The following is a 15,787-nucleotide window of genomic DNA, read 5'->3' on the forward strand; positions in this document are numbered from 1 at the left end:
TCTTAGTTTCCTGCAGCGCGACAGATCGCACCGAACTCATCCGCATTCAGAGAGGCTCCACCCACAAGCCCCCCATCGATATCAGGCATGCCGAAAAGCTCGGCTGCATTGGCGGCCTTGACGCTGCCGCCATAAAGAATTCTCAAACCACTCGCCACCTGCGGGTCTTTCGCAGCGACCTGCGCACGAATTGCCGCATGCACGTCCTGCGCCTGCTGGGGCGTCGCCGTCAGCCCGGTACCGATAGCCCAGACCGGCTCATACGCCACCACCGCACTCGAGAACACCGCAACACCCAGCGCATCGATCACGCTATCGAGCTGACCAGCAACCACCTTGAGGGTTTCGCCCGCCTCGCGCTGCTCCAGGGTCTCCCCAACGCACAGCACCGGCACCAGCCCGCTGACCTGAGCCGCCGCAAACTTGCGCAAGACCTGCTCGTTGCTATCACCCAGAATCAGGCGACGCTCGGAATGACCGATCAGCACCAGCTTGCAACCCGCATCACGCAGCTGCTCGCCCGACACCTCACCAGTCAATGCACCCTGGCCGGCCTCGACGGCACAGTCCTGGGCGCCTACCGACACCGCAAGACCACTGAGCCCCTCGACAACCTGACCGAGATGAACACTGACAGGAAACACCGCAACCTCGACATCGGCAGGCAGTGCCTGCCGATTCAGACCATCGATCAGCTCTGCGACACTAGCGCGGGTACCGTGCATTTTCCAGTTACCAGCAACCATTGAGCGACGCATGCTTTACCTCGTTGGTCAAAGAGGGCGCAGATGTTACCCAACCGCTTGGGGACTGGCAAGCCGAATCAAGCACAGACACGTGAGACAATTTCAGCCAATTCATCGGCATAGGCTCGAACCTGGGTTTCATCCTCGCCTTCGACCATCACCCGCACCAGCGGCTCGGTGCCGGACTTGCGCAGCAGCACACGGCCGCGACCGGCCATGCGCTGGGTCACACTGTCGCTTGCGGCCTGTACGTCGGGATGTTTGAGCGGGTCGACGCCACCGCTAAAACGCACATTGACCAATACTTGCGGGCATTTGCGCAACCCTTGGCGGGCCTCGGCCAGGCTCTGACCGCGACGACGAATGGCCAGCAGCACTTGTAGCGCGGCGACGATGGCATCGCCGGTCGTCACATGCTGGAAACACACCAGATGCCCAGAGTTTTCGCCACCCACCTGCCAACCGCGCTCGAGCAACTCGGCGATCACATAACGGTCGCCGACGTTGGCACGCACGAAGGGAATATCCAGCTCCTTGAGGGCGAGCTCGAGGCCCAGATTGCTCATCAACGTGCCGACGACACCGCCCTGCAGCTTGCCACGGGCCTGCAAATCCCTGGCGATGATGAACAGCAACTCGTCGCCATCGACTACCGCACCGGTGTGATCGACCATCAACACCCGATCAGCGTCGCCGTCGAAGGCGATGCCCAGATCGGCGTGGCGCGCCTTGACTTCAGCCTGCAGGTTCTCGATATGGGTCGAACCGCAATCAGCGTTGATATTCAGCCCGTTGGGCTGGGCCGACAGCACCGACACCTCGGCACCCAGCTCTTGGAATACCGCCGGCGCCACTTTGTAGGCGGCACCGTGGGCGCAATCGAGCACGATTTTCAGGCCCGAGAAATCGGTACTGGTCGGCACGCTGCTCTTGCAGAATTCGATATAGCGGCCGGCGGCGTCGTTGATTCGCGACACCTTGCCGAGCTGCTCGGACTCGACCACGGTCATCGCTGCATCAAGCAGCTCTTCGATCATCAGCTCGACTTCATCAGGCAGCTTGGTGCCCTGCCCCGAGAAGAACTTGATGCCGTTGTCATGGTGCGGATTGTGCGAAGCGCTAATGACGATACCCGCCTCAGCATGAAAGGTACGCGTCAGGTAGGCGATCGCCGGCGTCGGCATCGGCCCCAGCAGCATCACGTCAGCCCCGGCTGCGGAGAGCCCCGCCTCCAGCGCCGATTCGAACATGTAGCCGGAGATGCGCGTGTCCTTGCCGATCAGGATGCGACACTTGCCCTGTTTGCGAAACGCCATGCCGGCGGCCCAGCCCAGCTTGAGCATGAAGTCTGGAGTGATGGGGTACTGACCAACGCGCCCACGGATACCGTCGGTGCCAAAATACTTGCGACTCAAAACGACAACTCCCTTTTTCTATTTACTGCGCCGCTTCGACCGCAGCGACCATGCGCACCACGTCCACGGTTTCCGCCACATCGTGCACACGCAGGATATGCGCGCCCCTGGCTACCGCCAGGGCCGCCAGAGCCAGGCTGCCATAGAGGCGACCATCGACTTCGCGCCCCAGCACGGCGCCAATCATACTCTTGCGCGACACGCCGACCAGCAGCGGCAGACCGAGAGCCTGCAGCGCCGGCATGCGCCGGAACAGGCTGAGATTATGCTCCAGCGTCTTGGCGAAGCCGAAACCTGGGTCGAGCACGACGCGCTGCGCCGGTATACCGGCGGCCTCGCAGACCGCCAGGCGTTCGCGCAGAAAGTCGGCCACCGCCTCCAGCACGTCATCGTACCGGGGGCTTTGCTGCATGGTCGTGGGCTCGCCACGCATGTGCATCAGGCACACCGGCAAACCGCTCTCGGCTGCCGCCTGCAAGGCACCATCGCGCTGTAGCGAACGCACGTCGTTGATCAGCCCAGCACCTAACCTTGCCGACTCGCGCATCACCTCGGGCGTGGAAGTATCCACCGAAATGATCACGTCCAGCTCGGCGGCGACCGCCTCGACCATCGGCGCTACGCGCTCGAGCTCCTGGGCTGCCGAGACCGGGGCTGCACCCGGCCGCGTGGATTCGCCGCCGATATCGATCAGCGTCGCACCGGCGCGCACCATGCTTTCGGCATGCCGCAGCGCCGCATCGCGCAGGGCGAAGCGGCCACCATCGGAAAAGGAATCTGGGGTGACGTTGAGGATACCCATCACTTGCGGATGGCTTAAATCAAGAAACCGGCTGCCACAAGGCAGCCGGTCGTTTGTTTGCACGAGAGACATGGGACGACTTTTATACCTCGGCAGCAGGCCCGCCGATGGGTTTCTCAGGACGATCCGCCTCGTCAGGCTTGGCGGATGGCTTGCCCGCATCGTTGCCGCCACCGGTCCAGTCCTTTGGCTCACGAACCGTACGGCCGCTCATGATGTCGTCGATCTGATCGATATCGATAGTCTCGAATTTCATAAGCGCTTCGGCCATGGCATCGAGCTTGTCACGGTTGTCGGTCAGGATCTGCTTGGCCGTGTTGTAGCAACCGTCGATGATCGCGCGCACTTCGGAGTCGATCATCTTGGCGGTTTCACCCGACACGCTGGCACCGGAAGAACCGCCACCGCCACGCAGGAACGGCTGATCGTCGTCTTCCGCATAGAGCAGCGGGCCAAGCTTCTCGGAAAGGCCCCATTTGGTGACCATGTTCCGGGCGATCTGGCTGGCACGCATGATGTCATTGGATGCACCGGTGGTGACACCGTCGAACCCCAGAGTCATCTCTTCGGCGATGCGACCGCCGTACAGCGAGCAGATCTGGCTGGTCAGCGCACGTTTGCTGAGGCTGTAGCGATCTTCCTCGGGCAGGAACATGGTCACACCCAGGGCACGGCCGCGGGGAATGATGGTGACCTTGTAGACCGGGTCGTGCTCTGGCACCAGGCGACCGACGATGGCGTGGCCTGCCTCATGATAGGCGGTGTTGAGCTTCTCCTTGTCGGACATGACCATGGTCTTGCGCTCGGCACCCATCATGATCTTGTCTTTGGCCAGCTCGAATTCCTTCATTTCCACAAGGCGCTTGCCGGCGCGCGCGGCGAACAGCGATGCCTCGTTGACCAGGTTGGCCAGGTCGGCACCGGAGAAGCCAGGCGTACCACGGGCGATGACCGCTGCCTTGACGTCTTCGCCCATGGGGATCTTGCGCATGTGCACGTTGAGGATTTGCTCCCGGCCACGGATGTCCGGCAGGCCGACGACCACCTGACGGTCGAAACGACCCGGACGCAGCAGCGCCTGATCGAGCACGTCCGGGCGGTTGGTGGCGGCGATGACGATGATGCCATCGTTCATTTCGAAGCCGTCCATCTCCACCAGCAACTGGTTGAGGGTCTGCTCGCGCTCGTCGTGACCGCCACCCATACCAGCGCCACGGTGGCGACCAACGGCGTCGATCTCGTCGATGAAGATGATGCACGGGGCGTGTTTCTTGGCCTGCTCGAACATGTCGCGCACGCGGGAGGCGCCGACACCGACGAACATCTCGACGAAGTCGGAACCGGAAATGGTGAAGAACGGCACCTTGGCTTCGCCGGCAACGGCCTTGGCCAGCAGCGTCTTACCGGTACCTGGTGAGCCGACCATCAGCACGCCACGCGGAATGCGGCCGCCCAGTCGCTGGAACTTGCCCGGATCACGCAGGAATTCGACCAGCTCACTGACTTCTTCCTTGGCCTCGTCGCAACCAGCGACGTCAGCGAAGGTGGTCTTGACCTGGTCTTCGGATAGCAGGCGCGCCTTGGACTTGCCGAAGCTCATGGGGCCGCCCTTGCCGCCCGCCCCGCCCTGCATCTGGCGCATGAAGAACATGAACACGGCGATGATCACCAGAATCGGGAAGCTGGCGACCAACAACTGGGTCCAGATGCTCTGCTGCTCAGGCTGCTTGCCGACGATCTCGACGTTGTTGTCCATCAGGTCCTTGATCAGACCGTTGTCCTGGATCGCCGGGCGCACGGTTTCGAACGAGGAGCCGTCGGAACGCATGCCGCTGATGATGTAGCCATCGACGGTGACGCGCTTGACCCCGCCGCTCTGTACCTGCCCGATGAATTCCGAGTAGTTGAGCTTGTTGGTCTCACTGGGGCTCGAGAAGTTGTTCATCACCGTGACGAGGACGGCGGCGATGATCAGCCACAGGATCAGATTCTTTGCCATGTCGTTCAATTAGCTACCCTCTGAAGCAGGCCCCTTGCCGAAGCGTGCTTCGCATGACGACCAGTTATAAACCGATCTAACTTACTACAAACGCCCGCTCGTGGCTGACACCGTCTGTAACCCTTTATGAGACATCTGCCCATTACGATGCGCGTCTTGGCTTGGACTGACAACCACGCCATTGGTTTTACTCGGCACTCAGGCCCTTGAAACCTCGGGCCAGCAAATACTGCTCGCGGGAGCGGTCACGGGACGACAGGGGTTTGCGCATCTGCACCTTGTCGAACTGACGGCGCACCTCCTTGTGATACTCGTCGAAACCCTCGCCCTGGAAGATCTTGATCAGGAAATCGCCGCCGGGCTTGAGCACCCGGCCAGCCAGATCCAGCGCCAGCTCGCACAAATACATGGCACGCGGCTGATCGGCGGCCCTCACCCCACTCATATTGGGGGCCATATCGGAAATCACAAGGTCGACGGGATTATTGTCGATGGCCTCGAGAATCCGGGCGAACACGGCGTCGTCGGTAAAATCGCCCTGAATGAAGGTGACGTCCGGGATGCTGTCCATCTCCAGGATGTCGGAAGCGATCAACCGCCCCTTGTCGCCGATCACCCGGCTGGTGACCTGGGACCAGCCGCCCGGCGCAGCGCCGAGGTCGACCACGGTCATGCCGGGGCGCAGGATGCGATCCTTCTCCTGCACCTCCAGCAGCTTGTAACTGGCACGTGAACGGTAGCCGTCCTTTTGCGCCATTTTGACGTACGGATCGTCGAAATGCTCTTTCAGCCAACGCTGGCTGGTCTTGGAACGGGCCACACAACACCTCGAGAGAACAGAATGAATAACTGGGCGGGCCTCGGGCGGCTCGGTTAAAATAGCCCGCTTTCCCAGATTAATATGCAGGGTTCAGATTATGCCGCTCACTCAAGAGCAGAAGAAACAGTTCAAATCTATCGGCCACCACCTGAAACCGGTATTGATCGTCGCCGACAACGGTGTTACCGAAGGCGTACTGGCCGAGCTCGAGCGCGCGCTGAACGACCATGAGCTGATCAAGATTCAGGTTCGTGTCACCGAGCGCGACGACCGCCTGGCGGTGATCGATGAACTGTGCAAGGCCAGCAAGGCCGAACTGGCGCAGATCATCGGCAAGATGGCGCTGCTGTACCGCAAGAACCCCAAGGCCAATCGCAACCTGTCCAACATCAGCCGCTATCAGGGCTGATTCAGGTGCTCAGCCGACCTGCGGGTCGGCTGCCACGGCCTTGCGCGGCACGGGCTGCAACACCAGCAATACACCGAAGAACGCCAGCAGCAGGTAGCTGAACAGCTGCCAACGCAGGGCCTGCGGCCAGAGCATCAGCGAAACCAGAAAGGCCAGCGAGACGGCCAGTACCGCGAGCAGCAACTGCCCGCTACGCACTCGCCATGGTGCCGACAGTCCACACCGTCTGACCAACAGCACAAGCTGCAGCAGTGCCGCCACCAGCGTAACACCGATCATCTGCGGCACCAGGGTGCGCGCCACTTCCTCGATCAGCAAAGACGCCAGGCCGACACTGGCAAGCCCCGGCAGCACCAGAAAATGCAATGTCCAGATGCCACCGACCCAAAGGGTTTGCAGCAGCACCCAGGCGTTGGCTGCGCTGTCACGCGCAGCCGTGCGATCAGACGTGGCGAACTTCGACAATCTCGTACTCGACCAGACCACTGGGCGTGTTGACGCCAACCACGTCACCTTCGCTCTTACCCACCAGGGCACGAGCGATGGGCGAACCTACGGAAAGCTTGCCCTGCTTGATGTCGGCTTCGTCTTCGCCAACGATCTGGTAGGTCACGCTTTCGTCGGTCTCGACGTTGGCGATTTCCACGGTGGTGCCGAAGATCACCTTGCCAGTGTGGGCGATGGTGGTGACGTCGATGATCACCGCATTCTGCAGGCGGCCTTCGATGTCACGCACGCGCGCCTCGACCATGCCCTGCTCCTCGCGGGCGGCATGGTATTCGGCGTTTTCCTTGAGGTCACCCAGCTCACGGGCCTCGGCGATCGCCTGGCTGAGCGCTGGGCGACGCACCTTGGTCAGGTGCGCCAGCTCTTCTTCCAGGGCGCGAGCGCCCTGGATGGTCATGGGGTACTTGTTCATGCCTTGATTCCTGCGTGCAGATCCTGCAGACGGCGCACGGTCTTCTCGGGACCGAACTTGAGCGCCTCACAGACCGCCTGACCCGCCGCGATGGTGGTGGTGCAGTAGATCTTGTGCTGCAGAGCGTTACGACGAATGGAGTAGGAGTCAGCGATGGACTGACGGCCTTCGGTGGTGTTGATGATCAGAGTGACTTCATCGTTCTTGATCATGTCGACCACGTGCGGACGACCTTCGGTCACCTTGTTGACGCGACGAACCGGCAGGCCGGCAGCCTCGATCACCTTGGCGGTTCCGGCAGTGGCGACCACTTCGAAGCCCAGGGCGACCAGGTCGCGAGCGACCTGAATGGCCTCCGGTTTGTCGTCTTCGCGAACGCTGATGAACGCGACGCCTGCGTTCGGCAGAATCTCGCTAGCCCCCATCTGCGCCTTGGCGAAGGCTTCGCCGAAGCTGTCACCGACGCCCATCACCTCACCGGTGGATTTCATTTCCGGGCCGAGGATCGGGTCGACACCCGGGAACTTGTTGAACGGGAATACCGCTTCCTTGACGCTGAAGAACGGCGGGATGATTTCCTGGGTGAAACCCAGTTCGCTCAGGGTCTTGCCAGCCATCACGCGGGCAGCGACCTTGGCCAGCGACTCGCCGATGCACTTGGACACGAACGGCACGGTACGCGAGGCACGCGGGTTGACCTCGATCACGTAGATGTCCTCGCCCTGCACGGCCATCTGCACGTTCATCAGGCCGATGACGCCCAGTTCCAGGGCCATCTTCTTGACCTGGTCGCGGATCTCGTCCTGGATGTGCGCCGGCAGCGAGTATGGTGGCAGCGAGCACGCCGAGTCACCGGAGTGAACGCCGGCCTGCTCGATGTGCTGCATGATCGCACCAATCACCACGACTTCGCCGTCGCTGACCGCGTCCACATCCACCTCGATGGCGCAGTTGAGGAAGCGGTCGAGCAGCACCGGGCTGTCGTTGGAAACCTTTACCGCTTCGCGCATGTAACGCTTGAGCTCTTCTTCCTGGTAGACGATTTCCATCGCCCGGCCGCCCAGCACGTAGGACGGACGCACCACCATCGGGTAGCCGATGTTCTTGGACAGGGTCAGCGCTTCTTCTTCACTGCGCGCAGTGGCGTTGGCCGGCTGACGCAGGCCGAGGCGCTGCACCATCTGCTGGAAACGCTCGCGGTCTTCGGCGCGGTCGATGGCGTCCGGGCTGGTGCCGATGATCGGCACGCCCGCCTCTTCCAGGGCGCGGCACAGCTTCAGCGGGGTCTGGCCGCCGTACTGGACGATCACGCCCTTGGGCTGCTCGACGCGGACGATTTCCAGCACGTCCTCCAGGGTCACCGGTTCGAAGTAGAGGCGATCGGAGGTGTCGTAGTCGGTGGAGACGGTTTCCGGGTTGCAGTTGACCATGATGGTCTCGTAACCGTCTTCACGCATGGCCAGCGCGGCGTGTACGCAGCAATAGTCGAACTCGATGCCCTGGCCGATGCGGTTCGGGCCGCCACCGAGGATCATGATCTTGTCACGGCTGCTCGGATTGGCCTCGCACTCTTCCTCGTAGGTCGAGTACATGTAGGCGGTGTCGGTGGCGAACTCGGCGGCGCAGGTGTCGACGCGCTTGTAGACCGGCAGCACCTTGAGCTTGTGACGATGGCTGCGCAGGTTCTTCTCGGTGACGCCGAGCAGCGCGGCCAGGCGCGCATCGGAGAAACCCTTGCGTTTGAGGCTGAACATCAGGTCGCGGTCGATGCTCGACAGGCCCAGGGTCTGGATGCGCTGCTCGTCCTTGATCAGGTCTTCGATCTGCACCAGGAACCATTCATCGATGCGGGTCAGCTCGAACACTTCCTCGACGGTCTTGCCGGCACGGAAGGCGTCGCCCACGTACCAGATACGGTCGGCGCCCGGCACGATCAGCTCGCGCTTGAGGGTGCTTTCGGCTTCCGGGTCAGCCGGATCGAGCTTCGGATCGAAGCCGGCAACGCCAACTTCCAGACCGCGCAGCGCCTTGTGCAGGGATTCCTGGAAGGTCCGGCCGATGGCCATTACTTCACCGACGGACTTCATCTGAGTGGTCAGGCGGGCGTCGGCGTTGGGGAATTTCTCGAAAGCGAAACGCGGGATCTTGGTGACCACGTAATCGATGGCCGGCTCGAACGACGCCGGGGTACGACCGCCAGTGATGTCGTTCTGCAGTTCGTCGAGGGTGTAACCCACGGCCAGCTTGGCGGCGATCTTGGCGATCGGGAAGCCAGTGGCTTTGGAAGCCAGTGCCGAGGAGCGCGATACGCGCGGGTTCATCTCGATGACGACCATGCGACCAGTGTTCGGGCAGATGCCGAACTGCACGTTGGAGCCGCCGGTTTCCACGCCGATCTCGCGCAGCACCGCCAGGGAGGCGTTACGCAGGATCTGGTATTCCTTGTCCGTCAGGGTCTGGGCCGGTGCCACGGTGATCGAGTCACCGGTGTGCACGCCCATCGGGTCGAAGTTCTCGATGGAACAGACGATGATGCAGTTGTCCTTCTTGTCGCGGACCACCTCCATCTCGTATTCCTTCCAACCGATCAGCGACTCGTCGATCAGCAGCTCGTTGGTCGGCGACAGGTCCAGACCACGGGTACAGATTTCCTCGAACTCTTCGCGGTTGTAGGCGATGCCGCCGCCGGTGCCGCCCATGGTGAAGCTCGGACGGATGATGCACGGGAAGCCGACCTTCTCGAGCACACCGTAGGCTTCTTCCATGCTGTGGGCGATACCCGATACCGGGCAAGCCAGGCCGATGTCCTTCATCGCCCTGTCGAAACGCGAGCGGTCTTCGGCCTTGTCGATGGTGTCGGCGTTGGCACCGATCATCTCGACGCCGAACTTCTCCAGCACACCGTGACGCTCCAGATCCAGCGCACAGTTCAGCGCGGTCTGGCCGCCCATGGTCGGCAGCAGGGCGTCGGGGCGCTCCTTCTCGATGATCTTGGCCACGGTGGCCCATTTGATCGGCTCGATGTAGGTGGCGTCGGCCATGGCCGGGTCGGTCATGATGGTGGCCGGGTTGGAGTTCACCAGGATGACGCGGAAGCCTTCCTCGCGCAGGGCCTTGCAGGCCTGGGCGCCGGAATAGTCGAACTCGCACGCCTGGCCGATGACGATGGGGCCGGCGCCGAGAATCAGGATACTTTTGATGTCTGTACGTTTTGGCATTTTATCTCTCTCGAATCCGTAGGTCAGTCGGCGGGCTTAGCGGCGCTTGGCCATGGCTTCGATGAAGCGGTCGAACAGCGGGGCGACATCGTTCGGGCCCGGGCTGGCTTCGGGGTGACCCTGGAAGCTGAAGGCGTCCTTGTCGGTACGCTCGATGCCCTGCAGGGTGCCGTCGAACAGCGACTTGTGGATCGGGCGCAGATTGCTCGGCAGGCTGCTCTCGTCCACGGCGAAACCGTGGTTCTGGCTGGTGATCATCACCACGCCGGTGTCGAGATCCTGTACCGGGTGGTTGGCACCGTGGTGGCCGTGGCCCATTTTCAGGGTCTTGGCGCCGGAGGCCAGGGCCAGCAGCTGGTGGCCAAGGCAGATGCCGAATACCGGGATATCGGTTTCCAGAACGTCCTTGATCGCCTGAATGGCGTAGTCACATGGCTCGGGGTCGCCAGGACCGTTGGACAGGAACACGCCGTCGGGATTGAGCGCCAGCACTTCGCTGGCCGGCGTCTGCGCCGGCACCACGGTCAGGCGGCAACCGCGCTCGACCAGCATACGCAGGATGTTCAGCTTGACGCCGTAGTCGTAGGCGACCACATGGTACGGCAGCTCGCTGGCAGCGATCTCGGGATGGCTGTCGTCTTTCAGGTTCCACACACTGGAGCGCCACTCGTAGCGCTCGGTGCAGCTGACTTCCTTGGCCAGGTCCATGCCTTTCAGGCCCGGGAAGCCACGCGCCAGCTCCAGGGCTTTTTCCTCGGTGGCGTCGGCGCCAACCAGGATGCAGCCGTTCTGGGAGCCTTTTTCACGCAGGATGCGGGTCAGGCGGCGGGTATCGATACCGGCGATGGCGACGGTGCCGTTTTCCTTGAGGTAATCAGGCAGCGACTGCTTGTTACGCCAGTTGCTGGCGATCAGCGGCAGATCGCGAATGATCAGGCCAGCAGCCCAGACGCGATCGGACTCGGCGTCTTCCGGCGTGGTGCCGGTATTGCCGATGTGTGGATAGGTCAGGGTAACGATCTGCTGGGCATAAGACGGATCGGTAAGAATTTCCTGATAGCCGGTCATGGCGGTGTTGAACACCACCTCCCCGACAGTTTGGCCGTCGGCCCCGATGGCCTCGCCGCGAAAAATGCTGCCGTCAGCAAGGGCGAGTATGGCTGGCTTACTCAAGAAGACCTCCCGTAGATCGTGGAGCAAACGCAGATTGTAAAAAAGCGGGATGACGTGTGAAGGTCATCCCGCTTTTTTGATTGATTCATTCTGCGCAACTTTTAGTGGACACACTAAAGCGGAAAGCTTACAGGAAAAGTGCCTTTTTCGAAAGGCGTTCAAGGCCAAAAACCTGAAATCCGATCCGCGGCCGCCCCTGACAACCACCGAGGGCGCCATTGGCACCCTCGATTTCGGTCACTTCAGCCCCAGCACGTCCTGCATGTCGTAAAGCGCTGGCGAGCGCTGCTGCAGCCAGGAGGCCGCGCGCACTGCGCCCTTGGCGAAGGTCATGCGGCTGGACGCCTTGTGGGTGATTTCCACGCGCTCGCCGTCAGCGGCGAACAGTACGGTGTGATCACCGACCACATCACCGGCGCGCACCGTGGCGAAACCGATGGTCTCGCGCTGGCGTGCGCCGGTCTGCCCTTCACGCCCATAGACCGCGACCTTTTCCAGGTCACGCCCCAGCGCATTGGCCACCACCTCGCCCATGCGCAGCGCGGTTCCCGATGGCGCGTCGACCTTGTGACGGTGATGAGCCTCGAGCACTTCGATATCCACATCGTCGCCCAGGACGCGGGCGGCGGTATCGAGCAACTTCAGGCACAGGTTCACGCCCACACTGAAATTGGCAGCGAAGACGATCGGAATCTGTTTGCCGGCATCGACCAGCAACTGCTTTTCCGCGGCACTGAAACCGGTGGTGCCGATGACCATCGCCTTGCCGGCGCGGCGGCAGACCTCCAGGTTCTCGAGGGCCACCGAGGGATGGGTGAAGTCGATCAGCACGTCGAACTCGTCGAGCACGCTTTCCAGGCTGCCGGACAAAGCCACGCCCAGCTTGCCGACGCCCGCCAGCTCACCGGCATCGGCGCCGAGCAGCGTGCTGGTCGGACGCGCCACAGCGGCACCGAGCACGACGCCATCGGCCTGATGCACGGCCTCGATCAGGTTCTTGCCCATGCGCCCGGCGGCGCCCGTGACTGCAATACGCATATGCATAACTCCAAAGTCGGCGAGCAGCCGGCCACTGCCAGTTGCTCGCCGTGCATTACCGCATTAAAGGTCGCCGAAGAAGCGCTTCACGCCTTCGAACCAGCCATTGGCCTTGGGCGAATTGGAGCTGTTGCCCACCAGGGACTGACGAAACTCTTCGAGCAGCTCGCGCTGGCGACGGTCGAGATTGACCGGCGTTTCCACCGCCACCTTGCACATCAGATCGCCCGCACCGCCGCCACGCACCGGGGCGACGCCCTTGCCGCGCAGACGGAACAACTTGCCGGTCTGGGTGCCTTCCGGAATCTTCAGTTTGACCCGACCATCGAGGGTCGGCACTTCCAGCTCGCCGCCCAGAGCCGCATCGACGAAGCTGATCGGCACCTCGCAATACAGGTGCTTGCCGTCACGCTGGAAGATCGCGTGCTCGCGCACGTTGACCACCACGTACAGATCACCCGCCGGGCCGCCCAGGGTTCCCGCCTCGCCCTCACCGGACAGACGGATGCGGTCGCCGGTATCGACACCGGCCGGTACCTTGACCGACAGGGTCTTGTGTTCTTCGACACGACCATGGCCATGGCAGGAGCCGCAGGGATCGGTGATCATCTTGCCGCTGCCGTGGCAGCGCGGGCAGGTCTGCTGCACCGAGAAGAAGCCCTGCTGCATGCGCACCTGGCCGATACCGCCGCAAGTGGTACAGGTCACCGGGCTTGTGCCCTTCTTGGCACCCGAGCCATCGCAGGTCTTGCAGTTGACCAGGGTCGGCACGCGAATGGTCACCGTGGTGCCACGTACCGCCTCTTCGAGATCCAGCTCCAGGGTGTAGCGCAAGTCACTACCGCGCTGAGCACCGCCGCGCTGGCCACCACGCTGACCGCCGAAGAAGTCACTGAACACATCGCCGAAGATGTCGGAGAAATTCGCGCCGCCACCACCAAAGCCGCCACCGCCGCCCATTTGCGGGTCGACGCCTGCATGACCGTACTGATCGTAGGCGCTGCGCTTGCCGGCATCGGACAGCACTTCGTAGGCCTCGTTGGCTTCCTTGAAGGCATCTTCGGCCGCTTTGTCGCCGGGATTGCGATCGGGGTGATGCTTCATCGCCAGGCGACGGTAAGCCTTCTTCAGCTCCGCCTCACTGGCACCGCGCTCGACCCCGAGCACTTCGTAGTAGTCACGTTTAGACATGGGTTTCTAGCACTCTCAAAATTCTTACCGTCCAGACACGCCAACGCGGGAGCAAGCCCCCGCGCGGCGGATCGCCCTGTCACACCGCGGTGCGGCAGGGCGTAAACACAGGCAAGCCGGGGCTTACTTGTTGTCCTTGACTTCCTCGAACTCGGCGTCGACGACGTCGTCGGCAGAGCCCTTGGTTTCGCCAGCATCCGCCGCACCGGCGCCGGCAGCACCTGGCTGCGGCTGCTCGGCGTACATCTTCTGCGCCAGCGGAGTGGTGGCTTCGGACAGTGCGTTCATCTTCGCTTCGATGGCCGCCTTGTCGTCGCCCTTCACGGCAACTTCCAGCTCGCCCAGAGCGGTTTCGATGGCCGCTTTCTCTTCCACAGTGGCCTTGTCGCCGGCTTCGGTGAGCATCTTGCGGGTCGCGTGCACCAGCTGGTCACCCTGGTTGCGTGCGCCAGCCAGCTCTTCGAACTTGCGGTCTTCCTCGGCATTGGCCTCGGCGTCGCGCACCATACGCTCGATCTCGTCATCGGACAGGCCGGAGTTTGCCTTGATCACGATCGACTGAGTCTTGCCGGTGGCCTTGTCTTTCGCGCCAACGTGCAGGATGCCGTTGGCGTCGATGTCGAAGGTCACTTCGATCTGCGGCACGCCACGGGGAGCCGGCGGAATCTCGGCCAGGTCGAACTTGCCCAGGGACTTGTTCTGGCCGGCCTGCTTGCGCTCACCCTGCAGCACGTGAATGGTCACGGCGCTCTGGTTGTCGTCGGCAGTGGAGAACACCTGCGACTTCTTGGTCGGAATGGTGGTGTTCTTCTCGATCAGCGGCGTCATCACGCCACCCATGGTTTCGATACCCAGGGTCAACGGGGACACGTCGAGCAGCAGCACGTCCTTCACGTCACCAGCCAGTACCGCGCCCTGAATGGCAGCACCCATGGCCACGGCTTCGTCCGGGTTGACGTCCTTGCGGGCGTCCTTGCCGAAGAAGTCGGCAACGGTCTTCTGCACCAGCGGCATGCGGGTCTGGCCACCGACCAGAATCACGTCGTTGATGGAGCCGACGTCGATACCGGCGTCCTTCAGCGCGATGCGGCAAGGCTCGATGGTGCGCTGCACCAGGTCCTCGACCAGCGACTCCAGCTTGGAGCGGGAGATCTTCACGTTCAGGTGCTTCGGCCCGGTCGCGTCTGCAGTGATGTACGGCAGGTTGACGTCGGTCTGCTGGCTCGAGGACAGCTCGATCTTGGCCTTCTCGGCAGCTTCCTTCAGGCGCTGCATGGCCAGCGGGTCGCCCTTGAGGTTCATGCCGGTTTCTTTCTTGAATTCGTCGACGAGGTAGTCGATCAGACGAATGTCGAAGTCCTCACCACCGAGGAAGGTGTCGCCATTGGTGGCCAACACTTCGAACTGGTGCTCGCCGTCGACTTCGGCGATCTCGATCACCGACACGTCGAAGGTACCGCCACCCAGGTCATAGACGATCACGGTGTGGTCGCCCTTGGCCTTGTCCATGCCATAGGCCAGCGCAGCCGCGGTCGGCTCGTTGATGATGCGCTTGACGTCCAGGCCGGCGATGCGACCAGCGTCCTTGGTAGCCTGACGCTGGCTGTCGTTGAAGTACGCCGGAACGGTGATCACCGCTTCGGTGACGGACTCGCCGAGGTAGTCTTCGGCGGTCTTCTTCATCTTCTTGAGGATTTCAGCCGAGATTTGCGGCGGCGCCATCTTCTGGCCGTTCACTTCGACCCAGGCGTCGCCGTTGTCGGCCTTGGAGATCTTGTACGGCACCATCTGAATGTCTTTCTGCACGACTTCTTCGTCGAAACGACGGCCGATCAGACGCTTCACCGCGTACAGGGTGTTGTGCGGGTTGGTCACCGCCTGGCGTTTGGCGGACTGGCCGACCAGAATTTCGCCATCGTTGGCATACGCGATGATCGACGGCGTGGTGCGCGTGCCTTCGGCGTTCTCGATGACCTTGACGTTACCGTTTTCAAGAATGGAGACGCAGGAGTTGGTGGTCCCCAGGTCGATACCGATGATTTTGCCCATTTCACTCT

13 protein-coding genes are annotated in these 15,787 nt (G+C 62.3%); 1 reads left to right on the forward strand and 12 read right to left on the reverse strand.

Annotation, left to right across the window (positions count from 1 at the left end):
* Positions 1 to 2 precede the first annotated feature (2 nt).
* The 5 genes from tpiA to rlmE form a co-directional block, all read right to left on the reverse strand.
* Positions 3 to 758 carry a triose-phosphate isomerase gene (gene tpiA, locus BVH06_RS06780; protein ID WP_075933590.1) on the reverse strand — a complete coding sequence of 252 codons (756 nt, stop codon included), beginning with the start codon at positions 756 to 758 and terminating at the stop codon, positions 3 to 5.
* 65 nt (positions 759 to 823) lie between these two features.
* Positions 824 to 2,161, reverse strand: a complete 1,338-nt coding sequence (gene glmM / locus BVH06_RS06785; RefSeq protein ID WP_075930953.1) for a phosphoglucosamine mutase — start codon at positions 2,159 to 2,161, stop codon at positions 824 to 826.
* Positions 2,162 to 2,183: 22 nt separating this feature from the next.
* On the reverse strand, positions 2,184 to 3,035 hold the full coding sequence (gene folP / locus BVH06_RS06790) for a dihydropteroate synthase (RefSeq protein WP_075933591.1): 852 nt from the start codon (positions 3,033 to 3,035) through the stop codon (positions 2,184 to 2,186).
* Positions 3,036 to 3,045: 10 nt separating this feature from the next.
* Positions 3,046 to 4,962 (reverse strand): ATP-dependent zinc metalloprotease FtsH, encoded by a 1,917-nt coding sequence (gene ftsH / locus BVH06_RS06795; RefSeq protein WP_168172893.1) that lies wholly within the window; start codon positions 4,960 to 4,962, stop codon positions 3,046 to 3,048.
* Between the two features lie 187 nt (positions 4,963 to 5,149).
* Positions 5,150 to 5,782 (reverse strand): 23S rRNA (uridine(2552)-2'-O)-methyltransferase RlmE, encoded by a 633-nt coding sequence (gene rlmE, locus BVH06_RS06800; RefSeq protein ID WP_075930956.1) that lies wholly within the window; start codon positions 5,780 to 5,782, stop codon positions 5,150 to 5,152.
* A 97-nt stretch (positions 5,783 to 5,879) separates the two neighbouring features.
* On the opposite strand from rlmE, the gene yhbY reads away from it, so the two are divergent.
* Positions 5,880 to 6,191, forward strand: a complete 312-nt coding sequence (yhbY, locus tag BVH06_RS06805) for a ribosome assembly RNA-binding protein YhbY (protein WP_075930957.1) — start codon at positions 5,880 to 5,882, stop codon at positions 6,189 to 6,191.
* A gap of 9 nt (positions 6,192 to 6,200) precedes the next feature.
* On the opposite strand, the gene BVH06_RS06810 is transcribed toward yhbY, so the two are convergent.
* The 7 genes from BVH06_RS06810 to dnaK form a co-directional block, all read right to left on the reverse strand.
* Positions 6,201 to 6,656 carry a DUF4149 domain-containing protein gene (locus tag BVH06_RS06810; protein WP_075930958.1) on the reverse strand — a complete coding sequence of 152 codons (456 nt, stop codon included), beginning with the start codon at positions 6,654 to 6,656 and terminating at the stop codon, positions 6,201 to 6,203.
* The gene (gene greA / locus BVH06_RS06815) at positions 6,634 to 7,110 is read right to left on the reverse strand and encodes a transcription elongation factor GreA (protein WP_075930959.1); all 477 of its coding nucleotides are present in this window, start codon (positions 7,108 to 7,110) and stop codon (positions 6,634 to 6,636) included. The genes BVH06_RS06810 and greA overlap by 23 nt, the downstream gene beginning before the upstream one ends.
* On the reverse strand, positions 7,107 to 10,328 hold the full coding sequence (carB, locus tag BVH06_RS06820) for a carbamoyl-phosphate synthase large subunit (protein WP_075930960.1): 3,222 nt from the start codon (positions 10,326 to 10,328) through the stop codon (positions 7,107 to 7,109). The genes greA and carB overlap by 4 nt, the downstream gene beginning before the upstream one ends.
* 36 nt (positions 10,329 to 10,364) lie before the next feature.
* Entirely contained in the window at positions 10,365 to 11,501 is a 1,137-nt protein-coding gene (gene carA / locus BVH06_RS06825; protein ID WP_075933593.1) for a glutamine-hydrolyzing carbamoyl-phosphate synthase small subunit, read from the reverse strand.
* A gap of 237 nt (positions 11,502 to 11,738) precedes the next feature.
* Complete coding sequence (gene dapB, locus BVH06_RS06830) at positions 11,739 to 12,539, reverse strand: 4-hydroxy-tetrahydrodipicolinate reductase (RefSeq protein WP_075933594.1); 801 nt, start codon at positions 12,537 to 12,539, stop codon at positions 11,739 to 11,741.
* A 63-nt stretch (positions 12,540 to 12,602) separates the two neighbouring features.
* On the reverse strand, positions 12,603 to 13,730 hold the full coding sequence (gene dnaJ, locus BVH06_RS06835) for a molecular chaperone DnaJ (protein ID WP_075930963.1): 1,128 nt from the start codon (positions 13,728 to 13,730) through the stop codon (positions 12,603 to 12,605).
* A 123-nt stretch (positions 13,731 to 13,853) separates the two neighbouring features.
* Positions 13,854 to 15,779: a molecular chaperone DnaK gene (dnaK, locus tag BVH06_RS06840; protein WP_075933595.1), complete on the reverse strand. Its 1,926-nt coding sequence runs from the start codon at positions 15,777 to 15,779 to the stop codon at positions 13,854 to 13,856.
* Between the last annotated feature and the right edge of the window lie 8 nt (positions 15,780 to 15,787).

The sequence above is a fragment of the Pseudomonas sp. PA27(2017) genome (assembly GCF_001945445.1).
Classification (GTDB): domain Bacteria; phylum Pseudomonadota; class Gammaproteobacteria; order Pseudomonadales; family Pseudomonadaceae; genus Aquipseudomonas.